The organism is Anaeromassilibacillus sp. 1001302B_160321_C8, assembly GCF_015554745.1.
In the GTDB taxonomy this organism is placed as follows: domain Bacteria; phylum Bacillota; class Clostridia; order Oscillospirales; family Acutalibacteraceae; genus Anaeromassilibacillus; species Anaeromassilibacillus stercoravium.
The window spans coordinates 239,391-264,316 of record NZ_JADNJD010000001.1 but is presented as its reverse complement, the minus strand read 5'-3'; the positions used below and the strand labels follow the sequence as shown (position 1 = coordinate 264,316).

At 53.2% G+C, this 24,926-nt stretch carries 14 protein-coding genes; 5 read left to right on the top strand and 9 right to left on the bottom strand.

Annotated features, from left to right (window positions below; genetic code table 11):
• Nucleotides 1–516 (bottom strand): type III-A CRISPR-associated protein Csm2, encoded by a 516-nt coding sequence (csm2, locus tag I2E77_RS01105; RefSeq protein WP_087230194.1) that lies wholly within the window; start codon nucleotides 514–516, stop codon nucleotides 1–3.
• Complete coding sequence (cas10, locus tag I2E77_RS01100) at nucleotides 506–2,758, bottom strand: type III-A CRISPR-associated protein Cas10/Csm1 (protein ID WP_195450437.1); 2,253 nt, start codon at nucleotides 2,756–2,758, stop codon at nucleotides 506–508. The genes csm2 and cas10 overlap by 11 nt, the downstream gene beginning before the upstream one ends.
• Before the next feature lie 1,226 nt (nucleotides 2,759–3,984).
• Here cas10 and I2E77_RS01095 point away from each other — a divergent pair.
• The gene (locus tag I2E77_RS01095) at nucleotides 3,985–4,815 is read left to right on the top strand and encodes a hypothetical protein (RefSeq protein ID WP_237966629.1); all 831 of its coding nucleotides are present in this window, start codon (nucleotides 3,985–3,987) and stop codon (nucleotides 4,813–4,815) included.
• 233 nt (nucleotides 4,816–5,048) lie between these two features.
• On the opposite strand, the gene I2E77_RS01090 is transcribed toward I2E77_RS01095, so the two are convergent.
• From I2E77_RS01090 to I2E77_RS01080, 3 genes are all read right to left on the bottom strand, one after another.
• Nucleotides 5,049–7,454: an ATP-dependent helicase gene (locus tag I2E77_RS01090; protein ID WP_195450436.1), complete on the bottom strand. Its 2,406-nt coding sequence runs from the start codon at nucleotides 7,452–7,454 to the stop codon at nucleotides 5,049–5,051.
• Nucleotides 7,455–7,571: 117 nt separating this feature from the next.
• Complete coding sequence (locus tag I2E77_RS01085; protein ID WP_419761397.1) at nucleotides 7,572–8,741, bottom strand: sodium ion-translocating decarboxylase subunit beta; 1,170 nt, start codon at nucleotides 8,739–8,741, stop codon at nucleotides 7,572–7,574.
• Nucleotides 8,742–8,830: 89 nt separating this feature from the next.
• Complete coding sequence (locus I2E77_RS01080; RefSeq protein ID WP_087230186.1) at nucleotides 8,831–9,202, bottom strand: OadG family protein; 372 nt, start codon at nucleotides 9,200–9,202, stop codon at nucleotides 8,831–8,833.
• Between the two features lie 294 nt (nucleotides 9,203–9,496).
• On the opposite strand from I2E77_RS01080, the gene I2E77_RS01075 reads away from it, so the two are divergent.
• Both I2E77_RS01075 and I2E77_RS01070 read left to right on the top strand, forming a co-directional pair.
• A complete protein-coding gene (locus I2E77_RS01075; RefSeq protein WP_191395226.1) occupies nucleotides 9,497–10,339 on the top strand; it encodes an AraC family transcriptional regulator in 843 nt (280 codons plus the stop codon).
• Nucleotides 10,340–10,425: 86 nt separating this feature from the next.
• Nucleotides 10,426–10,983: a DUF1836 domain-containing protein gene (locus tag I2E77_RS01070; protein WP_191395225.1), complete on the top strand. Its 558-nt coding sequence runs from the start codon at nucleotides 10,426–10,428 to the stop codon at nucleotides 10,981–10,983.
• Between the two features lie 99 nt (nucleotides 10,984–11,082).
• Here the strand turns inward: I2E77_RS01070 and I2E77_RS01065 are convergent, their stop codons facing one another.
• Nucleotides 11,083–11,865: an exodeoxyribonuclease III gene (locus I2E77_RS01065; RefSeq protein ID WP_087230339.1), complete on the bottom strand. Its 783-nt coding sequence runs from the start codon at nucleotides 11,863–11,865 to the stop codon at nucleotides 11,083–11,085.
• A gap of 506 nt (nucleotides 11,866–12,371) precedes the next feature.
• On the opposite strand from I2E77_RS01065, the gene I2E77_RS01060 reads away from it, so the two are divergent.
• Together I2E77_RS01060 and I2E77_RS01055 are read left to right on the top strand one after the other, a co-directional pair.
• Nucleotides 12,372–12,887, top strand: coding sequence for a peptidylprolyl isomerase (locus I2E77_RS01060; protein ID WP_087230177.1), 516 nt, complete (start codon nucleotides 12,372–12,374; stop codon nucleotides 12,885–12,887).
• 139 nt (nucleotides 12,888–13,026) lie between these two features.
• Nucleotides 13,027–14,766, top strand: a complete 1,740-nt coding sequence (locus I2E77_RS01055; protein ID WP_191441352.1) for an ABC transporter ATP-binding protein — start codon at nucleotides 13,027–13,029, stop codon at nucleotides 14,764–14,766.
• A gap of 105 nt (nucleotides 14,767–14,871) precedes the next feature.
• Here the strand turns inward: I2E77_RS01055 and I2E77_RS01050 are convergent, their stop codons facing one another.
• The 3 genes from I2E77_RS01050 to I2E77_RS01040 all read right to left on the bottom strand — a co-directional run bounded on the left by I2E77_RS01050 (nucleotide 14,872) and on the right by I2E77_RS01040 (nucleotide 24,712).
• The gene (locus I2E77_RS01050; protein WP_087230171.1) at nucleotides 14,872–16,227 is read right to left on the bottom strand and encodes a sodium-dependent transporter; all 1,356 of its coding nucleotides are present in this window, start codon (nucleotides 16,225–16,227) and stop codon (nucleotides 14,872–14,874) included.
• Nucleotides 16,228–16,570: 343 nt separating this feature from the next.
• Nucleotides 16,571–16,993 carry a MarR family winged helix-turn-helix transcriptional regulator gene (locus I2E77_RS01045; RefSeq protein WP_087230168.1) on the bottom strand — a complete coding sequence of 141 codons (423 nt, stop codon included), beginning with the start codon at nucleotides 16,991–16,993 and terminating at the stop codon, nucleotides 16,571–16,573.
• A gap of 381 nt (nucleotides 16,994–17,374) precedes the next feature.
• Complete coding sequence (locus tag I2E77_RS01040) at nucleotides 17,375–24,712, bottom strand: Ig-like domain-containing protein (RefSeq protein ID WP_195450435.1); 7,338 nt, start codon at nucleotides 24,710–24,712, stop codon at nucleotides 17,375–17,377.
• Nucleotides 24,713–24,926 lie beyond the last annotated feature (214 nt).

Below are 24,926 nucleotides of genomic sequence, written 5' to 3'. Positions count from 1 at the left end.
TTAGTCCTTTTTATCGGTGTAATAATAGTGGTAGGCAACCAACGCTTCCATATAGCGCGCATACCGCAGGAAGCGCCCTTTATCCGTGCCGATAAAGTCGAGGCCCCTTAAAAGCCCCGACTCCTGCAAAAAGCTCTGCACATCCGCCTTCCGTCCCGCATCGTACACCATCCGCACCTTGATGCTCCCGATGTCCGCGGGGGTGATCTCCCCGCCGATGGTCACTCGGTTGTAGAGCCGCGTAACAAGCGCAAAGAGATTCCGCATCTGGCTGCTGGTCAGCTCCCCATAATTTCGTTTGATTTCATTTTCCTTATTCCATTTGTTTTTACTGGGCCTTCCCAGCCGCTGCATACATTGATCGGCCAAATCTACATAATCGTCCCTGCTGAAAAATGCCGGCGGTTCCTTGCCGGAGGACGCCTTCTGGCCGGCGGGCTGCCGCTGCGTCCGAGCGACCTCTTCAGGGGTCTTCCCGATCAAACCTCCCAGCGCGTCTTTCCAATCACTCGCCATATGGTTGCTCTTCCCCTTTCTCCTGTGATGTCCGGATCAAGCTCAAATACAGTTCCATCGCCGTCAGCAGCTGCCTGCGGCTCTCCGCATCCTTGATCCATTGATACAGCTTTGTCGAAAATTCATGATACAAATCGAACAGCTCACGCTTGTCCTTTTTTGGCTCCATCCGGGCCAGCAGATACGCAAAACGCGCCACGTTGATCGTTTGCCCTGGGGTTCGTTCCAACTGCTCCGCATAATTCTTCAGACGGTAAAGAAACGAACTCCCCCGGCCGTTCTGTTCCTTCCGGTCCATTTCAAAATAGCGCTCCAACAAATAGAGCTTTTCCGTGACAACCGCTTCGATAAAGGTATCCCAATGGTACAGGTGCCGCGCCACATGCCGCACCGTCCCACCGGCGTCCGGCAGCAGCTCCAAGCCAAACAGGGCGAGGCCGTTTTTCCCGGCGTCGATCCCCTTGGCTGCGTCCTCCAAGATCGCCGTATCCTCCGCCATCGCATAGAGCGGATAGTGCGGGGAAAACAGGCCAATCCCGGCGGAAAAGGTCAAGCGGCCCCCGGTAAAGCCCCGGAACGCGCGGTACAGGTCCACCGACAGTTCCACAATTTCATTCCAGGCGCCCACAATAAAGAGATCGTCCCCACCCGCATAGACCACGATGGCCTTGCGCGGGGAACGCTTGCCCGCTTCGTTCCACACAAGGTGGAACGGATCGACCGGTCCCTCCGTCCCCTGCAAAATCTTTTGCAAGTGGACCTTGAAAAACTGCGTCAACTGCTGCGAGAGCGACGCCGTCAGAGGGAGGCCGGAACCGGTTTCCCCGGACTGCAAACGCCGGTGGAACCCTCTGACGAATGCCCGTCCCAGGTTGTCCACATCCGCCCGCAGGACGCCCAAACGCCGGATGCCCTGGGAACACGCCGCAAGGCCCTCAAACGTCGCCATTTTTTCATCGATCGTATATGCATAAGCGCCGAGCGGGAGCGGAATATCCGCATTGCCCCCGCTGCCCGGCGCATAAACGCGGACGACGGTCCCCGGCTGTTCTGCACGGAGGCGGTCCGCCTGTGCCCGGTCCATCATATAGACAAACCAATCCTGCCCATCCAGCGAAGGAAGCGTCAGGGGCGTGCCGCCCTCTTCCCAAACCGCTCGGCAGACGGCCGCCACCTTTCCCGTGGCAGCCAGGCCGGAAGAGCTATCCCGGAATTCCCGGCAAACCGGGCAGAGGTCGTCCCCATCCAGCGGCAGGCTGCTGCCCGCGCAGACCCGGCATTCCCGCTCCGGGTCGCTCATCTTCTGGGAATTCAGCCATGTCAAGCCGCTGGCGTCAAACCGGCGGTTGCGCTTTTGGTTCAGCTTGTTTTCCAGCCGGGCAAAGATCTCCTGGTAAGCTGTCCCGCCCTCGTTTTTGAGCTGCGGCCTAGAACAGGGCTCCCAGGCATAGAGGAATTGCAGCGCGCCGGAAAAGCGCTTGAGCAGCCACTGGTTGACGCTGCGCAGGCAGGCTTCCAGGGTTTCCCGCGTGCGGTCCGTATTGGGCAGGACGGCATAGCTGCTCCCCCCGCCCACATACAGCCGGTGCGCCCGGCAGAGGTGCAGCCGGTCCAGCAATTCCGTCATCAGATGTTCTTCCAGCAAATCCAAATAAAACGACCGGCTCCGCAGGGATTTCAAAACCCCTTTGCCGGAAATCGTGTACAAAAACTTCTGAATCCCCGGCAAGCCGCAGGAGACCAGCAAGAACGGGGATTCCAGCCCCGCTTCGCGCATACAGCACGCCAGGCAGACCTCCAGGCGCGCCTTCTGATACAGGGATACCCCTGGGATGCCGGAAGGATAATAGGAAAGCTGCTGCCTGCAAACCTCCAGGGCGGGTTCGATGCGCCCGTCCGCCGCCTTCAGCTCGTCCAGGCAGCGCTGCATCCACTCCCGCTTTTCGGCTGGGCGGACAGCCTGTTCCGCCGGGCATTGGAAGCGCTCCACCGCATCCGGACGGAACATCCGGCACGGCGTCCCTCCGTCCAGCAAGTCGAAGATGGAAAGCAGGCCGCCCTCGGATGCATCCAGCTTGGCCGTGCCAACGACAATCCCGGACGCCCGGCGCAAAAGCGCCTGTTCTTCCTCCGAAAGCGCCGTCTCCATGTCCGGCCCAAACGACGACTGCCACACCTCCGGCGGGCCATACGGCCGCAGGGCATGCAGCAGGCATTTCCACGCAAACCGTTCTCGTTCCATAAGACCTCCTCCCCCGCTGAGCTTTCCACAAAAACGCATCGGCTCAAGCGTCTGTTTTTGTTATTTTAGCACAATTTGTCATCTTTTGCAATTCCTTAATAAAATTTTCCTAGTTGCATCCTTTTTTTGCAGCAATTTTGCACCTTGCACCACGCGGAACAAGGGGGATGCGCCAATGGGAAAGCTTGAACCCGGAGAGCGGAAGCCGCAAGCCGAGAGAGGGCTGCAAAGTGCGAAGCTGTCTGTTGGGAGGGGTAAGCGGCGCCCAGTTTCAGCCGCTTCGCACCGATGCCGTTACAAAAGAGCGATGGATTTCATGGATAATTTTATGCAAATTTGCTTTACTTGAAGCAAAACGCATGTTATAATAAAAATGTATTTGATTTGTTTGGCAAAAAGCATAGAGGAAATTTATGCACATTTGCTGAAACAATCAACGCCCCGTCAGGGGACGGAAATCGATTTTCATCGGGCATCCTCCTTTCTCGCATTCGCGAAACAATCAACGCCCCGTCAGGGGACGGAAATGGCAGCAACGGCATGATGACGCTGTTGACGATCGAAACAATCAACGCCCCGTCAGGGGACGGAAATGGGAGTGGATGTCTGCCTCATCTCTCATGGCATTGAAACAATCAACGCCCCGTCAGGGGACGGAAATATGCGAGGCATCTCGTTTAGACATTGCACCATGAAAAAATTACTGCCCCGCCAGGGGACGGAAACTAGCTCACACTGCCGAATTTTCATAACACGAAACAATCAACGCCCCGCCAGGGGACGAGAAATCATTGTAATACTGTCTTGCTACAGCAATTCTATTTTGAAACAATCCATACCCCGCCAGGGGACGGAAAGGACATCCCTGCGATCGCTTTCGGAATGTTCATGAAACACAACCAACACCCCGACAGGGGACAAAAAGAGCAGTCATTTTTGAATGACTGCTCTTTTTCTGTGTGCGGCTTTTCCTTGATATCCGCCCCACCTGATTTTGCCCGCCGCCTCCATCCCCTGCATCTGCGTGCCCGCTTGCCCATGGCGCTTGGCTCCGCGCGGCGCCTGCCTTCCGGCGCATCCGCCTTCTGTTTCTTTTGAAATATTCCAGTAGCAAAAAGAGCGGCCTGCCATAAACTGTTAGGGAGAAACAAGGTTGTGCGTGCGTCTGAAACGCCGCGCGCCGGGTTCTTTTTCCCGACTTTTCAGATGTAAGGAGGATTTTTACCATGGATGAGAACAATTGCAACTCCACGCCGCAGGAACCAGGCGGGAATTTCAAAGAAGCGGTGTGCATCGACGCTATGCGCATCTACGATAGTTGCAGCGATAAAGACTGCTTAGAGGACCTCCGCGTTTACTTCACGCCCGATAAGCACGACTTGATCGAACAAGCAACCAATGTACGTATCCGCAATGTGGAGGTTATCACGGTCTATCTCGACCTGGAGCCCGTGCCCTTTAACAAAGGCTTCTATTCGATCGACATGACCTTCTTCTTCAACGTCTGCCTGGACGTCTATTCCCTGCCGAGCGGCGGCCCGGTGATCGTCAGCGGCGTATCCGTCTTTAACAAGAAGGTCATCCTGTTCGGCAGCGAGGGCAACGTCAAGATGTTCAGCTCCGACTTGAATTGCGATGAGGTGGACGCCCAGCTCACCAGCGGCCGGGTCCTACCCAAGGCCACGGTGCAGGTCGCGGAGCCGATCGGCCTCTCTGCGCGCATCTGTGACCGTCCGATGGGCTGCTGCGACGCGTGCTGCCGCATCCCGGACAGCATCTGCCAGCGCTTTGGCGGCCAGTTCGAAACCAACACCTGCCGCAATGTCTATGTCACCATCGGCGTATTCACCATTGTGCAGATTGTGCGCAACGTCCAGATGCTGATCCCGGCCTATGACTTCTGCATCCCGGAAAAGGAGTGCGTCACCACCAGCGACAACCCGTGCGATATGTTCCGCCGCATTGAATTTCCGACGGATGAATTCTTCCCGCCCAAGGTGGGCGAAACCGGGTGTGGCTGCGACTGCCGCAACCGCAAACCCAGCTGTTCCGACTAAAACGTTTGCATCGCTCCGTATGTCGGAGCATAAAATACGAGCCTGTGGGGAAAAGACCTCACAGGCTCGTGTTTTTGACGCCCACCCCATCAAACGGCGGGTTTCTTTTATGGAAAGCACATCATCCGGCAGGTAGGGTTCCAACCCCCAAAGCCGCCGGAGCGCTTTGTTAAGAGAGGGAAGCCGCAGCCCCTCCCCGTTCTTTTCGCTGTGCAAAGCATCATAAAAGGGGCTCACTGGTTTCCACTCAATTTGGTCAGCCGGGCAAAATTGGCCATCAATTTCTTTGTTCCAACCTGTTCAAACGCAATCTCCAACAGCGTATCGTTGCCCATCGGCGTTGCGGTGAGGATGCATCCCTCGCCAAAGGTGCGGTGCGACACGCGGTCGCCCACGCGCAGGGGTTCCGACGGCGCATGGCCCTGTTCCAGGCTGGAAGGCCCAAAGTGGCGCGCTGCATTGGCGGACACCACCCGCGCCTCATAGGAAGAGGTGGGAAGCACCATCCCGGGCTTCGGCTTTTTCCATTCGCGCGTCCGCGAACGCTCGATCAGCTCCTCCGGGATCTCCGCAATGAACCGGGAGGGCTTATTGCGGGAGGTGCTGCCAAAGATCATACGGCTTTCCGCGTTGAGAATGTAGAGCTCCTCTTTGGCGCGCGTGATCGCCACATAAGCCAGGCGGCGCTCTTCCTCGATTTCATTCGGATTGTAAATCGCCTGCAACCCAGGGAAAATCCCCTCTTCAAACCCCGGGAGGAACACCACGGGGAATTCCAGGCCCTTCGCGGAATGCATGGTCATCATAACCACCGTATCCGCGGTTTCGTCGAAGTTGTCGATATCCGTCATCAGGGAGACCTCCTCGAGGAACCCGGAGAGGCTTGCCTCGTCCCCGTTGTCCTCCTCATACTTGATGATATTGGAAGACAATTCGTTGATGTTGTCGATGCGGTCCTGCGCGTCGTCGTTTTCGGCGGCCTTCAGCGCTTCGATGTAATTCGTCCGATCCAAGATGAGATGGTATAGATCGTTCAGGCTGACATCCGGGTCGTTGGAGGCCTCGATGAGCGACTGCATCAGCTCTGCAAATTGGAGCAGCTTCGGCGCCGTACGTTTGAGCGGTTCGTAGGAATCCGCGTGGCAAATCACATCAAACAGCGATTCGCCCAGGGTAGCCGCAATCTCGGAAGCCTGTGCAATGGTCTTGTCCCCGATGGAGCGCTTCGGCTGGTTGATAATCCGGCGCAAGCGCATTTCATCTGTGGGGTTGTTGATGACGCTCAAGTAGGCGATCATGTCGCGGATCTCCTTGCGCTCATAGAAGCGCAAGCCGCCGATAATCCGATACGGCACGCCGGACTTCACGAACATCTTTTCCAAAATGTTCGACTGCGAATTCATGCGGTAGAGCACGGCAAAATCGGAATATTTCCGGCCGGCGGCTACCTCCTCCAAAACCTTCTTGGCAATATAATCCGACTCATCCTGTTCGTTGTATCCCGTGTGTACCGCGATCTTTGCGCCCGCAGGGTTCTCCGTCCAGAGGGTCTTCCCCTTGCGCTCCGTATTGTTGGAGATCACCGCGTTTGCCGCGTCCAGGATATTCTGCGTGGAGCGGTAGTTCTGTTCGAGACGGATCACCGCCGCGCGCGGGAAGCTTTTTTCAAAGCTCATGATGTTTTCAATCGTCGCCCCGCGGAATTTATAGATGCTCTGGTCATCGTCGCCCACCACACAGAGGTTCTGCCGCTTTTGCGCCAACAGCTTCACAAACATATACTGTGCGTGATTCGTGTCCTGGTACTCATCCACCATCACATAGCGGAACTTGTCCTGGTAATATTCCAGCACATCCGGGCATTCCTCAAACAGCCGCACGGCATTGCAGATCAGGTCGTCAAAGTCCATGGCATCTGCCTCTTTGAGGCGCTGCTGGTACAGCTTGTACGCCTGCGCCAGCAGGATCAGCCGGTTGTCCCTGCCCGCCTGCTGTTCGTATTCCTTTGGGGAAATTAAATTGTCCTTCGCGCGGGAGATCGCCGCAAGGATGGATTTATAGGACAAAACCTTATCGTCGATGTTGAGCGCCTTTTGGCAATCCTTGATTAAGCGGCGGGAATCATCGGTGTCGTAAATCGTAAAGTGGCTGGTATAGCCGAGCCGCTCCCCATCCCGGCGCAGCATCCGGGCGCAGGTCGAGTGGAAGGTAGAGGCCCAGATGTCGCCCCCGGCCGGTCCCAACATCGTCTCCAAGCGGTTTTTCAATTCCCCGGCCGCTTTATTGGTAAAAGTGATGGCCAAAATCTGCCAAGGGCGGCAGGGTTCCACGGCCAAACGCTCGCGGATCGCATCGGGCAGAGCCCGTCCCTCTTCCGCTGCCGCTTGCAGCAGATCCAAATCCTCCTGCGAAAGTTCCGGAGGCAGCGCTGTACTGTGATATGCCCCGCCCCAGCGGATCAAATTGGCAATGCGGTTGACCAAAACCGTTGTCTTTCCGCTTCCCGCACCAGCCAGGATCAACAGGGGGCCGTCCGTATGGAACACCGCCTCTTTTTGGCGGCTGTTCATCCGGGAAAACTCCCGCTCCATGACCGCTTTCTTCCACTGTAAAATTGCATTTGCTGTCTGTTCCTTCATGATCTTTACTCCTAACGTCCTAGACAGAGCACAACTGTGCCCCTCAATGAAATACCCGCACGCTTTAAGAGTGTGCGGGTACAGTTCGTTCAACACCTATTTCGTTTTCAAATTTCATCAGCCGAGGATACTGATCAACACGCCTGCCGCAACCGCCGAACCGATTACGCCGGAAACGTTCGGCCCCATTGCATGCATCAGCAGGAAATTGCCCGGATTTTCCTCCTGGCCGACCTTTTGGCTGACACGCGCCGCCATCGGCACCGCCGAAACGCCTGCGGAACCAATCAACGGGTTTACCTTACCCTTTGTGGCGATAAACATCAGCTTGCCAAACAACACGCCGCCAGCTGTGCCGAAGCAGAACGCCAACAGGCCCAGGATAATAATGCCAATGGTTTGCGGGCTCAGGAAAACTTCACCGCTCGCCGTTGCACCAACCGTCACGCCCAAGAAAATCGTGATAATATTCATCAATTCATTCTGCGCAGTGTTAGCAATACGGGAAACAACGCCGCTCTCGCGCATCAAATTGCCCAGCATCAGCATGCCAACCAGCGTTGCCGCATCGGGCAGTAAGAGGGAAATCAGGATGGTAACGATGATCGGGAACAAAATCTTTTCCAGCTTCGAAACTGGGCGGAGCTGTTCCATAACCACCGCACGCTCTTTCTTGGTCGTCAACGCCTTCATAATCGGGGGTTGGATAATCGGGACCAAGGCCATGTAGGAATACGCCGCTACAGCGATCGGCCCCAAGAGCTGCGGGGCCAATTTGGATGTCACAAAGATTGCCGTCGGGCCGTCTGCGCCGCCGATAATCGCAATCGAACCAGCTTCTTGTGCCGTAAAGGACAAATTCGGGATACCAAGATTCCCAATAAAGATCGCGCCGATAAAGGTCAGGAAGATACCCAACTGCGCGGCAGCTCCAAGCAAAAAGCTCTTCGGGTTGGCGATCAGGGGGCCGAAATCTGTCATGGCGCCAATCCCCAGGAAAATCAAAGGCGGATAAATACCAAGTTTTACGCCCTGATATAAGTAGTAGAATAAGCCTCCGTTTGCCGTGGCTGTCGGTTCGGCCATAATCGCTGGATACAGGTTTACCATCATCATACCGAACGCAATTGGCAAAAGCAGAAGCGGTTCGAACTCTTTCTTAATCGCCAAGTAGATCAAGATACAGGCAATTCCGATCATGATATAGTTGCGCCAATCGTTGGTCATAAAACCGGAACTTCTCAAAATATCCAAAATGGAATTTACAAATTCATTGATAATTTGCACTGAAAATGTCAGCCCTTTCTTTTTCAAATTGTGTCAGGCTGAATGGCCTGTCCGTTACAAAAACATTCCTTACATAATCAATCATTGTTTTAGAAGGGGCGTGTATTTTCCAGCCTGCCCGCTTCCCCCCAAAGGGAACGCGGATTTGTGGCAGCACGCTTAACGGAACGGATCACGGGAGCGGAATCGCCGCATGTCATATAGACCGCTGCAGAAATGGCCGCAACCACCTCGCCGGGGATTCCCTCCTCTACCTCAATGGGAGCAGGTTCCGGTGCAGAAACAGGCGCACGAACATCTTCTGTTTTGTCTTTTCCTTTGTGCCGCTTTTGCGTTACCTTGTAAATGATATTGCCATAGACATTGATAATCAAGATCAAAAAGATCAATACGGCAAATACCACCACAAGGCCGGTCAACAGTATTGTTAATGAGAGCAATGCTTCATTTTGTGGATCCATTTGAATTTCCCCATTCTTCCTAAAGATAATATACAATAAGGTGGATCGAAAAACAAACCACCCTTTAAGTGCTTTACATCTGGCATATCTCAATTTTAAACAATATATTTACTATGTATTAAAAAATTCATAAATAACAATTCATATTATAACCGATAACAAGACCAATTTCAATGAATTTTTGGTATAATTTAGGTTTTCTTTTTCGATAATTGCCACAGAGTCATTGCACAAAAGCGCCCGAGGAATTATAATAGAAATACCCAACACCCGCGTTTCATTGGAGGGATTGGCATGACGAACGAAGAATTCCGGCGTTCCTTTAAGGTGCCCCACCACAACAATTTGGGGCTTGCGGTGTACAGTTGCGGTGTGCAGCGCTGCGCCGCGGGCCACAGCTGGGGACCCGCAATCCGCGATCATTATTTAATTCATTATATCGTTTCTGGATGCGGCGTTTTTTCTGTTAAAGGAAATGAATACAATCTTTCCGTCGGGGACGGCTTCTTGGTCGTACCGTCCTGTGTGGCCTCCTATGCCGCGGATACGGAAGAACCATGGGAATATTGCTGGGTGGGATTCAATGGCAGCGATGCCAAACAGCTGGTGGATCAAACGGGGTTAAACGAAGAAAATCCTGTCTTTCATTATGAACATGATGGCAAGCTAGAGGGCCTGTTAACCGATATTTGCAATGTATCCGGTTCCACCCCTGCTGCCGAAGCCCGCATGCTGGGAGGGCTCTACCTTTTCATGGCAGAGTTAATCGATCATTTAGGGAACGCCTCTACGCAGCGGACAACAGGGTACGAGTACGTACAAAAGGCCATCAAATTTATCGACTACAACTATTCGAGAGACATCGACATCGAGGACGTTGCAGAGAGCGCTGGTATTAGCCGCAGCCACCTATACCGCATTTTCATGCAGCATGTCTCCATGCCGCCGAACGAGTATTTAATGCGCTACCGAATCAACAAGGCGGCTGCGCTTCTCAAGGCAGGGAATCTCTCCGTGGGAGAGGTCGCCTATTCCACTGGTTTTTCCGATCAGCTGTATTTTTCGCGTGTTTTCAAACGGCACATGGGGGTTCCCCCCAGCCGTTACCTAAATCAAAAAAAGAACGAATCCACATAATTGTTTGTATATGGGATGCTTGCCCATTCGGGAAGGTCCTAAAGGACCCGCATTCCGTTACAAACATTTTTTAGAAAGGAGTTTCTATGAGCGAAGCTGCCGCCCGAGTCCAAGAATGGATCAAACAAATTCAACAATACCGTCCGGTGGATTGGGACCGCCTGCCGGAAATCTATCTGTATATGGATCAGGTCCTGACCTATATGAATAAGCAATTGGAGCCATTGGCACGCACGGAGGATACCAACCTGCTAACCTCCAGCATGATCAATAATTACGTCAAGGACGGCGTGCTTCCACGCCCGGAACAGAAGAAATATTCACGCGAACATTTGGCCATGCTGACGGTCATCTGCATGCTAAAACCGGTGCTTGCCATCCCCGACATTGATATGCTTCTAAAAGGGCTATTGGAGGACAACAGCAGCGCCAATATGTATGAGCGGTTCTGCTCTGCACAGAGTACCGCGTTGCAGGATGTCTGCAAGCGCGTAGAGTCCGCTTTACCAGAAGGGGAAGCGGGTCTTTCCCGCCTGGCAATTGAACTTTCCATTGAGGCGGATGCACGCCGCACCACCGTGGAACGAATTCTAAGTGAACTCGATGCGGCAAAAAAGAAAAAAGAAGATGGCAACGCCGAATAAATCCATCCGGCGTCAGCCGCTGTTCATCGATGAAACAGCCGGGACGGTCCTAAAATAAAGGGCCCCCGGCTATTTTTCTACCGATCTGCCATGAACTTGTTATACAGAGAGCCTTTTCCCACCGGATGCATCTTGCAGAAGGAGTTCCACGGGGCAATGGTCGCTTCCCATCACCTCGGCATGGATCTCGCTGGCCTGTACCCGGTCACGCAGCCGTTCCGAAACCAAGAAATAGTCAATGCGCCAACCGGCGTTCTTTTCCCTCGCGTGAAACATGTAACTCCACCACGTATAAGCTCCCGTGAGATCAGGGTGTAGCCACCGGAAGGTATCTATAAAACCACTGTCCAAAAGTTCGGTCATCTTACCGCGCTCCTGGTCGGAAAATCCTGCGTTCCCCCGGTTGGTCTTTGGATTCTTCAGGTCGATCTCCTGATGCGCTACGTTCATATCCCCGCAGATCACCACCGGCTTCTTCTCATCCAACCCTTTCACATAGGCGCGGAAGGCGTCCTCCCATTCCATGCGGTAATCAATGCGCGCCAATTCGCGCTGTGCATTGGGCGTGTACACGGTCACAAGATAAAAATCGGGGAATTCGAGGGTGATTGCGCGCCCTTCCCCTTCGTGCTCCTCCGCACCGATCCCATATTGTACCGAAAGCGGTTCCAGCCGGGTAAAGACTGCCGTGCCAGAGTACCCTTTCTTTAACGCAGAATTCCAGTACTGTTGGTAGCCTGGCAGGTCGATTTGCGCCTGGTCCGGCTGCATTTTCGTCTCTTGGAGGCAAAAGACGTCTGCGTCTGCCGCGTGGAAGTAATCCAAAAACCCTTTATTTAGACAAGCCCGCAGGCCATTGACATTCCAGGAGATCAATTTCAACATACATCTTCCCTTTCATTGATAGCATTTCGATTCCTATGATCCGTCCGCGTTAGAGGTATCTATTAACGCTATTAACGCGGAAAAACGATTTTTTACCATTCTCCAGCAAATTGAAAACCTCTGGGTTTGATACGGTCTTCCTAAAAAGGAAAGCCTCTTTCTCCTTGGTAGACAATCCCTAATCGGTCCTGTTTCCAAGTCATAGCTTTCCAAAAGCTTTTTCCATTATAGCATAGGGGCTCGAAAAAAGAAAATCCTTTTCTATATCGAAAAATAGTGGCGCCGCCTTGATGATTCCGGAAAAGCACGTTATAATATCTTCACGGTATCTCCTGGCACAAATGAAATCCGGCATCACAGAAAGTTCGCCGCCTTCCAACGCCTAGGAGAACATGAAACCATAACAGAAACCGCAAGGCGTTTTCTGTTCAAACGGGAGGCCATCCGGCCTCTCTATATGGTATAAAGAATCGTGCAAATGGTCAATGGAAGGAGAGAGCACTATGCAGCATCCCATTATCACAATTGAAACCAATGAAGGGGTTATCAAAGCCGAGTTGTATCCGGAAATTGCTCCAAATACGGTGAACAATTTCGTCTCCCTCGCTGGGAAGGGTTTTTACAACGGCACCATCTTCCATCGGGTCATCCCCGGTTTTATGATCCAGGGTGGCGACCCGCAGGGCACCGGAATGGGCGGGCCCGGCTACAGCATCAAAGGAGAGTTCTCCGGAAACGGTTTCCCAAACAACCTTAAGCATACGCGCGGCGTCCTTTCCATGGCGCGCGCCATGAATCCCAACTCCGCCGGTTCCCAGTTTTTTATCATGGTGGAAGACGCCCCACACCTGGACGGGCAGTATGCCGCCTTTGGCAAGGTGATTTCCGGCATGGAGGAAGCCGACCGCATTGTAAACGTCAGCCGGGATTACAGCGACCGGCCTTATGAAGAGCAGACCATCAAATCCATTACAGTGGAAACCTTTGGAGAGTCCTATCCTGAACCGGAAAAAGTTTAAGGGACGAAAAAACTATTTGATCGATTGCAAAGGGAAACATATCCTGAATCTGGAACAGATTTGGGATATGTTTCCCTTTTGAGGGAAGCTGTGCGGGAGTTTTCCCTCTGATCGTTTTCATTTGCATTGAGGAGGTACTATGCACGTTTTCAAAAAATTTGTCAAATACTATAAGCCGTATCAATCCGTCTTCTGGATGGACATGTTTTGCGCACTGCTGGTCAGCGCAGTTGACCTGGCATTCCCCCAAATTCTAAACTGGGCCACCAAGGATCTCTTTGCGCACGGCGCGCAGGCAATCTATCGGATTCTCCCCTGGATGGCGATTGGGCTGTTGGTGATGTATTTTCTCCGCTTCCTGGGCCGGTATTATATCACCTATCAGGGCCACGTCATGGGCGCGCGCATGGAGAGCGATATGCGCCAGGACCTGTTCGATCATTTCCAACGCCTTTCCTTTTCATACTACGACCGCAACAATACCGGCGAAATGATGAGCAAATTGGTCTCGGATCTGTTTGACATCTCGGAGCTGGCACACCATGGCCCGGAGAATATTTTCATCTCGCTGTTAAAGATTCTCGGCTCCTTTGCGCTCCTGCTCTGGATCAACGTGCCGATGACGCTGATTCTGGCCGCGGTTACGCTCATCATGCTGCTCTTTTGCATCGACCAAAACAAAAAGATGCGCGCGGTCTTTATGGACAATCGCCGGAAAATCGCCGGCGTCAACTCACGGGTCCAGGACAGCCTAGCTGGCATCCGCGTGGTAAAGTCCTTTGCCAACGAGGAATTGGAACAGAAAAAATTCGAAAAGAGCAACCTTGAATTCCTCGACTCCAAGGAGCGGAACTACCGGCGCATGGGCAGTTATCACGCGGGGAATAATTTCTTCCAGGGGATTCTATTTACCACCGTGCTTGTGTCCGGCGGCTACTTTGTCGCCCGCGGCGATATCCTCTTGACGGACCTGGCCGTTTATGCGCTCTACATCAACATCTTTATCAACCCCATCGATGTGCTCATTGAGTTCACGGAGATGTTCCAAAAGGGCTATTCCGGTTTCAAGCGCTTTTTAGAGGTGGTGGAAACACAGCCGGAAATTGTGGATGCCCCCGATGCACAGGAGCTTACCGATGTGCAGGGAACGATCGACTATCAGAATGTTTCGTTCAGCTATGACGATTCCAGCAATGTGCTGCAAAACATCCAGATCCATATCGAGGCGGGAAAAACCATCGCGTTGGTCGGGCCGTCCGGCGGCGGGAAGACCACCCTTTGTTCCCTGCTTCCCAGGTTTTATGATGTAACGGAGGGCTCTGTGTCCGTAGACGGAAAAGACGTGCGCAGTTTAACCCTCAAAAGCCTGCGCAGCGCGATTGGGATTGTCCAACAGGACGTCTATATGTTCGGCGGCACCATCCGGGAGAACATCGCCTATGGGAAGCCGGATGCAACCATGGAGGAAATCATCGAAGCTGCCAAAAATGCCAATATCCATGATTTTATTGTCAGCCTTCCGGATGGGTACGACACCGACGTTGGGGAACGCGGGACACGGCTTTCCGGCGGCCAAAAACAGCGCTTATCCATCGCACGGGTATTCTTAAAGAACCCCAAAATTTTGATCCTCGATGAGGCAACTTCCGCCTTGGACAATGAAAGTGAACAGCATATCCAACAAAGCCTGGAACGGCTCGCCAAAAACCGCACCACCATTGTCATTGCCCATCGCCTTTCCACGATCCGAAACGCGGATGAAATCCTCGTCCTGGACGACGATGGGATTCAGGAGCGCGGGGATCACAAAACGCTTCTCGCAAAAAATGGGATCTATGCAAAATATTACAACATGCAGTTTGAAGGTCTGGAAGCATAAACGTAGCTTCTTCCCTGCCTGCGCATTCCTGAATACAAACACAGGCCTTTTACACAGAAGGACGCCGCCCGGAGTCTATCCGGGCGGCGTCCCTTTTTCTTTCAATCAGATGGTTATAATCCCCAGCGAATTCAGCACGGAACTGACCAGAATTGCAACAATAAAAATTGGCGCGACATACTTAATCATCACTCGGAACAGTTTTTCCCTCTTAAATTTGGAAGATAGCCTTACTTCCTCCACTACAAGATCGGGCTTCACAACAAACCCAATAAAGATGCAGGTCAGGAAAGCCACGATGGGCATTAGAACGCTATTGCTGATAAAGTCAAAGAAATCCAAAATGGACATTCCCAAAGGCTGAATAAAGTCCCAAATGCCAAAGCCGAGCGACGTCGGAATTCCAATAAGCAGCATTCCAATGATCACGATCATACATGCCATACGGCGGCTCCATTGGAATTTATCCTGCAAAATGGAGACAACCGTCTCCATCAGGGAAATTGAAGAGGTCAGTGCTGCAAATAGGACCAGCAGGAAAAAAGCGCTGCCGATCAATCCGCCCAACGGCATGCTGGCGAATACTTTCGGAAGTGTGATAAACATCAAGCTTGGGCCGGCGCTTAACTGCGCTTGGTCCCCACCGGAGAAGACAAAGACCGCAGGGACAATCATTAGGCCCGCCAAAAAAGCAATTCCCGTGTCAAAGATCTCAATCTGTCCCACAGATTTTTCCATGTCCGCATCCTTTTTCATATAGGAGCCATAAGTAATCATAATTCCCATTGCTAAGGACATCGAATAAAACAGTTGTCCCAAAGCTGCCAGCACCGTTGTAGTAGAAAATTTGCTAAAATCCGGGAATAGATAATATTTTACGCCCTCTATAGCGCCGGGCATGCAAACTGTATACGCGGCAACGGCAATGGATAAAACGACCAGGAAGGGCATCAGAATCTTACTGACCTTTTCCACGCCTTTCTCCACTCCAAGCAACACGACGACTGCTGTTGCGATGGCATAAACACAGAACCAAACGATCGGCTGTGCCGTTTGAGCCGTAAAATTGGCAAAATAGGTTTCGCCTGCCGCCGCATTTCCCTGGCCACTCAGAAAAGCGGCAAAATACTTCACGACCCAACCGCCAATCACGCAATAATAGGGCAAAATAATCATCGGCACAACGGACGTTAACGTCCCTATAAAGGAATATTTTTTATTTAACGCTCGATATGCTCCAACTGCACTCAGCCCCGTTTTCCGCCCAAGTGCTATTTCTGCGATCATCAGGGAAAAACCAAATGTAATCGCCAAAATCACATAAACCAGGAGAAAAATACCTCCGCCATATTTTGCCGCTAAATATGGAAACCGCCAAATATTCCCTAAGCCAACGGCAGAACCCGCAGCTGCGAGCACAAAGCCAATCCTTCCAGAAAAACTACTCCTACTTTTTTCCACAAAAGCTCCTCCTCATTTCCTATTTATTTGTCATTCCGCCATTACAGTTCAACGGGACTCCATTATGACATATTTTGCACAATTTTTCAACTAAATTTACAAATTTCATATTTCTTTTTGCCAATTGGACGAGACCTCTTCCATTTGAAACGCCTCTCCCGGCGTCTCCTGTGGCAGAGGCGTTCCAAATGGCTTACAATTTTTCCCCATAGAAAATCCTGTTTCAAAGACCATGTTTGAAACAGGATTTTCTCATCATAGATTTTTCCTTTTGAAGCACATCTAAAAATATGCATCCGGGGCCGGTTTGCATGGGAGTTATGAATCCACCAATGGCCGCCCGTCACATCAATTCGTCCGCAATTACTCGCAGAATTTCTTCCAGCCGCTTCACATCTTCCGGGGCAAAACGTTTTCGGATGTTTTCCATCACTTCATGGATATAACTATCGTTTATACGGTAATAGTCCAAGAACTTCTGCGTGACCTCCAGATGGTATTCGCGCTTATCCGACGCGGAATTGACCTTGTTGATATAGCCTTTCCTCACAAGGGAATTGATCTTATACGTGGCGTTCGGCTGCGAAATATTGACAAAATCGGCAAACTCCCGGATCGTTGGCCCTTTCATTGCATAGATCACCTCTACAGAAAAGGCCTCCGTAGCACTCAGCCGATTGTTGGATTGATCCATCGTGTGGAAAATATTTTTATAAAAATTCAGCTTAAACTTCGTATAGATTTCACGAAAGGTTTGCTCCAACATGGCGATTCTCCTTATGGATTTCCGGCACAAAAGTCCAATTCCATTCTTCCTCCACAGCCTTTTGTAGCCAAGCATCCATCCCATATAATTAAAAAATTTTAAGTATTATTCTACCATACAATGCCGATTTGTCAATAGACGCGCGGCAAGCTTGTTGACAGCCACAAAAACAGGCCGAATCTTCCCCACGTTTTGCGCCTTTTGATTCCATTCTGGTTTTCACAATCGTTTTGGGGTATCCCCCTAACACTCTGCCCAAATGGAGATTGCTGGGTAGTTCACAAATTTTCAAGAAAAAGCGCCCCTGGCCAGTTCCTTCTGGCCAGGGGCGCCGCTGCCCGATTGGATGTTACAAACCCATTGGGAGCAAAAAACCGATTCTTATTTGACAGTCACAACACAGTGCAGCTGCGGGTTCTGTCCTGGCAGGGTCGTATAGACGCCTGTGCTGCTGCCCGGCGTGCCAATAGCCCATACGCGGAAGTAATAGTCGTTGCCAACCTTTGCAACGTACTGCGTCTTGAGCACATCGCCATTGCCAACGGTAAAGCTGGGAACAGCTGTCGTGCTGCCAACTACAGTCATCTTGAAGCAATAGGCGCTGCCTCTCTTGATCGCAAACGGCAATGTCGTATCCGAGACAACATAGATCTGCGTCTGGACATTCTGTGCCGCCGTGATGACCGGCGAGGTGACGGCAACCGTTGTACCGCTTCCGGAAGGCTTATTGGAGCTGCCCGAATGGCTTCCACCGGAGCTGCTGCCGGAATTCTTCTGTACAAGCTTGGTAAACAGAGCTCTTGCTTCGTTCACCGTGCTCTGAATCTCTGGCTCGTCGTCCACACTCAGCATCGGATCGTTGTACATGATTTCCGCTCTCTTGATCACTGCAGCGAACGGCGTATAGCTCTCTGCAGTATAATCGGCCGGGTCAATGCCCTGCATTTCCTTTAAGAGTTCTTCCAGCAGGGACTTATCTGCCTTCAGCCGGAGCGCCGCCATCTTATTGGAAAGATCCACAGCCGCTTCATCGACCGCTCTCTGTCCGCTCTCTTCCGTGAGGGACTTCGCAGTGGCAAGGGAACGCTTAAATGCCTCGTTCGCCTCTTCATCGGGGATGTAATCCTCGTCCAAGACCAACAGGATTTCTTCGGCCTTCGCAATGACGGTATTCAATACCGACAAGTCCGCCTTGCGGTCGAGGGCAAGCATCGCTTCGAGGAGCGTTTCCGCCGCCTCGTCGACCTCCGGCTGCAAAGCGCTTTCGTCCGCATAGACGCCCTTCGCGTTTGCAAGAGCTGCCTCCAATTCGGCCTTTCCTGCCTCTACAAACAGGTCCAGATCGAGCGCTTCCGCTGTGTCGATCAAGTCTTTCAAATAGGTCTTATCGCCAGACTTGAAGTCCAGGAAGTGCAGAACCATCATGAGGTCCATATGGGCCGCATCGATCTGCGCCTGGGTTGCCTCTTGATCTGCATAAACCTCTTTTGCACGCTGGAAGCGCGTATCAAACGCCTCCTGAACCGCCGGGATCAGGCCCTGCGTATTGCCCGCGTCCACTTCCTGCTGGGCCGCATCGATGGTTTGCTTCAGAAGCTCCTTATAGACGATATCAAACGTGAAGCTCAACGCCTGATCCATACCGTCCATGGTGCCGGTATACAGATACTCGGTTGTGTTGGTCACTTCCTGTGCTACATCATTGCAGAGGATCGCGCGGAACTCTCTGCCTTCGTTGCGCGGCTTAAAAGTCAGGGCAATGATTTCGCCCTTCTTCAGGTTGACACGGTACTGGTTGATCTTGTCTGCAAAGCTCTGCTGGACGCCGTCCACCCACAGGGAGACATCCTTACCGGAGTAAGAAACGGTCAAGAGATGTTCCTGATTCGGGTCGTTATCCTCCAAAACCACCTTGACGGTGACAGCGGAAGCCGGCATGGTGAAGGTATACTGTTCGCCAGCCACCACTTCGGTTGTATCAACAGGGTTATTGTCTGCATCCACAACCGTAATGGAGTGGAACTGCTTATCCGCAGCGATGTCCGCAATGTTTACCGTAACGGTCTGGCCTTCCTGCGCCTGCTGGAGGTCGGTCGTAACGGTTGCGCCTTCCACCGGCTCTGTCACTACAGGATAGGTGTCCGCCGTAGATTCGCTGTGGAACTGGATGGTATAGGTCTTTGTATTTGCAACACTGCCATCCTCCGGCGCGATAATCACTTTCGCTGTGCCGTTTGCACTGACGGCCGGGACAATCGTAACGGATGCATTGTTGGTCGCCTCTGCTGTTACGGCCGGGACCGCCGCGGAGGTGAGCTCTACGGTGTATTCCATCTTGGACGCATCAAAGTCTGCCAACGGTTCGCCGTCGATCTTGATGGCATTGACAGCAAAGTCCGACTTCGCGACGGCATCCTTGCCGAAGTACTGCAATTCCGTCACACCCAGGCAGGCAGTCCCTGTCGGGGTCATGTACACACGCAGCATGCAGGTCTCCACCGGGTCGAAGGTGATTTCCATCATCTCACCGGTCTTTACCGCGGGCTTGCCGCCCACATAGGATACTTCCTGCCAATTGCTGTCGTCGTTCAGCGGGCTGTCCGCCATGTCGCGGACATGGCCGCGCGGGTTGTTCGGGCCCAGTGCGGTTGTGGGGCCATCCGGCAGGGTAAAGTCGATCGGGCCGGTATAGTATTCCACTCGGTAATCGGAAGGCTTCTGCGTGCCGCCGGAAGAACCTTCGTCATAGAAGCCAACCTTCAGGGTATCCACAAAGCGGTTCACAACGGCGCCGCTGTTGCCGATGATAACAGCAACCCAGTTTTCCGTACCGCCAGCATTGCGCTGCCAGTCGCACCAGATATTCTTGCCCTCTGCATCCGAAGTTGCAAAGGAGATCTTTCCATCGTTCAGCTTATCCACACGGTCCGTCGATTCGGGGACGTCGTTGGTATAAGAAGCGATGGCAAACGGAAGCTCGTAGCCGTTCTGAAGCTCTGCATAGTTCTTGCTGACGACCACATCCTGGCTCGTCACACGGACGCTCGCAATAACCGGCAATTCCGTTCCGTCCAATTCCGCCACGCCGTTGACCAGCACGACGGTTCCTTCCTCGACCTTAAAGTCGTCTGCGGACATCGGCTCCCAGGTGACCGGGACTTCCGTGTTCGTCGTTCCATCGCTGTTGTAAACCGTAACAATTTCCGGCAGCGACGGGGTATTGCCATACGGCGTAGCTGCGGAAACCTGCTGTGCCGCAATCGCGTCTTTTACAAGGACGGTGGCCGTCGGTTTGAGCTCCTGTCCTTCGACGGTGCCCTCCACCGTAAATTGGCCATACGCTGCGTACTGGCTGGGATCAATCGCATCCCATTGCACGGAAAGCTCCCGTGCAAAGCTGTTCGCCACGTAAGCGGTAACCTTCTCCGGCAAAACCGGGGCGGTGTTCAACTTGGTCGTAACCGAAACAGCATCATAGAACTGTACGACAATCGGCTCGGTTGCCGCTGCAATCGTCAGGGCCAACGGCTCGGAAGCGACCGTCTTCCCGCGGTAAGTGACCTCTGCCACAGCTTCCACGGCGCCTGCCGTATGCGCTTCGATCTGTCCGTTGTTATTGAATTTCACCCAACCCTTTTGTTCCGCGTCGGTCGCCGTGACGGTGTATTCCACCGTATAGCTGCCGCTGGACAGGGTCGTGCCATCTTCCATGGTGGCGGTCAAGGTGAACGGAACCAGCTCGTTTTCCACCAGATCCGTCTTATCCGCAGAGAGTACCACGCTCTCCAACGTCGCGTCGCTGCGCTGGAACTGGATGGTGTAGCGGTTGGTTGTTCCATCTTCCGCGGAAACAATGATGCTCGCGGAACCGTCGTTGGTCAGCGGCGGGACAACAAACGCAGATGCATTTGCTGCGGGAACTGCCGTGATCTCCGGGATCGAATCGTTGTAGCCGAGCACATATGTATACGAATAGGTGGTCGGTGCAAACCCTTCCAGATCCTCGCCGTTCAGCTGCAATGCCGTCAAGGTGGCATCACTGCTCGGCACTGGCGCGGCTGTAATATCCGAGTACACTTTCAGTTCCGAAATACCCACCGGCTTGAAGGTGCTTGCATCGCGCACTTGCCCCTTCATGGACAGGCGGATAAACTTCGCATTCACTGCGTCAAATGTGATCGAATATTCGGTGTTCACATCTCCCTGTGCAACATTAAACCCAGAGGTTTTGCTCTGATTTTCTACATTGGTCCAATCGGCGCCGTCGTTGCTGTATTGGACGATCAGCTCTCTCGGCTCCTTGGTCTGTCCGTCTGTGAAGAAATGCACGCCAACCTTGCTGATCGTGTACGCTTCCTCAAATTCGACGCTTACCCAGGAATCCTCCAGGCCGACGCCGCCATTCTGCCAGTTGTTCCAAGAGGGACTAAAGGCGATGGTTCCATCGTTGATGCTGTCGGACATATTATGCCCGGTTCCAACGTTATAGGAAGCATTTGCCTTCGGATACGTCTCTCCTGCTGCACGGACGGCCACATTCGCGCCTGGGACCGACTGTTCCCCTACGCGGATATACGCAGTCGCCTTCATATCCTCCGGGATGCCCTCCACGGTGCCGAGCTTGGTGATGGTCCCCTCCTGGGCAACTTCCTCTTCGGTAATGGTCTCCCAGGCAACCGCCATGCTCTGTTCGGTGCCGTCGCTGTACACGACCTTGACCGTCTCCGGAAGCGTGGGAACCGTGCCGGTGCGGGTGACCATGCGGGTATCGCGCACGCCGAGGACGCTCTTCACAATGACCGTGATCTCGACCGTTGCGCCGTCCACATCGCCGCGGACCGTGATGGTGCCGGGCTGTGCCAGCTGCTCTTCCGGAATCTCATCCCATACAACCGGGACCTCTTCCTTGCTGCCGTCGCTGTAGATCGCCATAACGGTCTCCGGCAGATCCGGCCGCTCGTTGACATTGGTCACAACGGTTCCAGGATTGTCATAACCCAGGATATCCTTGCCCTCGCCTGCATTTTCCGTGGTATAGCAGGTGATCGAGTCGCTGGCAAGGCCATCGCCTGTCGCCGTCAAAGTGAAGGAACCGTTTTCCTTGGTGGACTGGACAATCACCAACGCCTTGCCGCTGAAAGCCTTGCGCTTCCACACGCCGTCGTAGTCCTTATAGCGCTCCCAGCTCGGGGAGTTGCCGTTGTCCACGCCGACGATCTTGCCGTCGCCGGTGATGTTGAAATACATCTGGTTGTCCGCCGTGGGCACAAAGTTTCCGTCTGCGTCCAGGACGTCCACCGTGATGTAAGAGAGGTCGCGTCCGTCGGACTCGATGACCTGGCGGTCTGCGGAGAGCGAAATCGCCGCTGGGTCGCCTGCGGTCGTCACAACGTCTTCCGCCACGATTTCATCGTTTTCATCGTATGCCACAGCCTTCAGGGTGCCGGGCTCGTACGGAATGCGCCATTCCAGATAGAGCTTGCTCTCATTGTCCGGGTTCACCTGATAGACGACATCCTCGCCCTTTTCATCCTGATACGGGGTGATGGTGGCAAAGGTCTGCTTGCCAAGGGATTCGCCGTCCTTGAACAATTCGACCGAGCGCGCATTGGAATAGATGCGGACCGGGATTTCCCCGTTCACCGTCACCTGGGCGCGCAGAGAAGCGTCGTCCCAATTCCAGTGCGGCATGATATGAACCATCGGATTCTCCTCAACGGAGGTCCATTGGCTCTCATAGAGATAGTAGTCGTCCTTTACAAAGCCTGCGGTATCTACAACGCCAAAGTAGGAATTCTTCGGCGGTGCATACGCATTCTGATTCCACGGGGTCGGCTCGCCGATGTAGTCGAAGCCGGTCCAGACAAATTCTCCCAAGACAAATTTCCGGTCGCGGTTTGCGGTCCAGCTCTGCGTCGCGGTGCTGCCCCAGCCCACGTGGTCGTTGTCATAGGAGGACTGCTGGTAATCCGGGTGGCTGCCGGAGTCTCCGGTACCCTCGCTATCTGGGTGCGCATAAACGCCGCGGCTCTTGGTTGCAGATGAGTTCTCCGAACCATAGATAATCCAATCCGGATGCGTCGCGCGGAGGGTATCGTATTTATACGGATAGCGGTCGATATAGTTCATACCGACGACGTCCATCTTGTCCGCTACTTGGATGTATGTAGAAGTGGTATCCGTTGCGTCTCTTTCGCGGAACTTGTCCTCGCCCATCGTGCAAGGACGGGTATCGTCGATTTCCTTCGTCCAATCATACAGCTTCTGCGCGGTCTCGGGACCTCTTGCATTGTCCGTGGCATAAATTTCATTGCCCAGGGACCACATGATGATGGAGGGGAAGTTCTTTCCACGGTTGACCATGGTCTTCAGGTCAAACTCCGCCCAGGTCTGGCCGGGCGTTGCCGTCGGGTCCGTCGCTTCCATTTCAAAGAAGCGGACGCCATAGTCGTAACTCTTCTTTCCAAGGAACCAGGAGTCAAATGCTTCCTCAATGACCATCAGGCCCAGCTCGTCGCAAACCTGCAACAACTCGTTGGACGCCGGGTTGTGGGTGACGCGGATAGCATTGACGCCCATCCCCTTGAGGATTTCCATCTGTCTCTGGACGGCACGGTAATTCGACACCGAGCCCAAAGCGCCCTGGTCGTGGTGCATACACATGCCGTTGAGCTTCATCCACTCGCCGTTGAGGAGGAAGCCGTCGTTGACGGTAAACTCCGTCCAACGGAATCCAAAGCGGCTCTCATAACGGTCGGTAACAACGCCGTCCACCAGAATCTCTGTCACCAAGTTGTAGAGGTTCGGGTCGTCCACAGACCACAGGGCCGGTTCTGCCGCGGAAAGCACCTGCTCCACCGTCTCGGTTTCACCGGCTGCTACAGCAACGGGTTCCGATTCCACCGGGTCAATGAGGACGCTCTCGTCTTCATAGCCCACCATGGAGGTCCGGACGGTGACCGTCGCTTCATCCTCCGAATCGTTCTGCACCTGGGTCGCCACATTCACGGTGACATCCTGGCCGGAGGTGTATTCCTCCTGCAGGTCCGGCGTGGTGATCTTCGTGCCATAGCGCGCTACATGCACCGGTTCCGTGACCGTCAGGTGGACGTCGCGGTAAATGCCGCTGCCGGAATACCAACGGCTGGTCGTGCCTTGCATGCTATCGATCCGGTTTTCCGCCCGTACCGCGATTACGTTCTCCGTCTCGCCGTCGCAGACTACCAGGTCCGTGATGTCATAGGAGAACGGCGTATAGCCGTACGGATGGCGGGAAACCAATTCCCCATTCACATAGGTATAACTGTCCATATAGACACCGCCGAAGTCGACGGTAATCCGCTTGTCCGCCATCTCCGGCGGGAGGGTAAACGTCTTGCGGTACCATCCGATACCACCTGCCAGGTGGCCGATCTCGGAAGTGGTTGCACCATTGGTAAAGTCAAGCTCGATGCTCCAGTCGTGCGGTAGGGTGACATCGCGCCAACTGGAATCGTTGAAATTCTTCTCCTGTGCGCCCGAAGCATCCCCGAGATAGAATTTCCAGTCATCGTTGAATAAAATCTGCCGGTCCATTTCTGTGGCGTCCTCCGCCACATTGGTCTGCGCGGCCGTGCTGTCCTTCACGTCCTCATCGGTGAGGGCCAGCGCGCCGGTGAAACTCCCCATGGCAATCGTGCTTGCCAGAAGCAATGCAAGAAGCCTTCTTCTCTGTTTCACTTGTGAACAAACCTCCTTTTCAAACGGTTTCTCTTCTTCATATCTTCGCTTCCAAAATTTTTTTAAAACATCTCCTCCTTCATAAAAATCCAAAAAGAGCGTCCGTGTCATATCCCTTAAAAAAGACCTCTGGGTCAAGATTCTGCGGATATGCATAATGATTTACAATAGACGCCCTAAGATATTGTATATAGTATCATTTTTCAAAAGGAAC

Coding starts and splice junctions, on each gene's coding strand:
- I2E77_RS01055 (WP_191441352.1), top strand. CDS start 13,027: ATGCACGTTTTCAAAAAATTTGTCAAATACTATAAGCCGTATCAATCC.
- I2E77_RS01060 (WP_087230177.1), top strand. CDS start 12,372: ATGCAGCATCCCATTATCACAATTGAAACCAATGAAGGGGTTATCAAA.
- I2E77_RS01075 (WP_191395226.1), top strand. CDS start 9,497: ATGACGAACGAAGAATTCCGGCGTTCCTTTAAGGTGCCCCACCACAAC.
- I2E77_RS01080 (WP_087230186.1), bottom strand. CDS start 9,202: ATGGATCCACAAAATGAAGCATTGCTCTCATTAACAATACTGTTGACC.
- cas10 (WP_195450437.1), bottom strand. CDS start 2,758: ATGGAACGAGAACGGTTTGCGTGGAAATGCCTGCTGCATGCCCTGCGG.
- I2E77_RS01095 (WP_237966629.1), top strand. CDS start 3,985: ATGGATGAGAACAATTGCAACTCCACGCCGCAGGAACCAGGCGGGAAT.
- I2E77_RS01045 (WP_087230168.1), bottom strand. CDS start 16,993: ATGTTGGAGCAAACCTTTCGTGAAATCTATACGAAGTTTAAGCTGAAT.
- I2E77_RS01070 (WP_191395225.1), top strand. CDS start 10,426: ATGAGCGAAGCTGCCGCCCGAGTCCAAGAATGGATCAAACAAATTCAA.
- I2E77_RS01090 (WP_195450436.1), bottom strand. CDS start 7,454: ATGAAGGAACAGACAGCAAATGCAATTTTACAGTGGAAGAAAGCGGTC.
- csm2 (WP_087230194.1), bottom strand. CDS start 516: ATGGCGAGTGATTGGAAAGACGCGCTGGGAGGTTTGATCGGGAAGACC.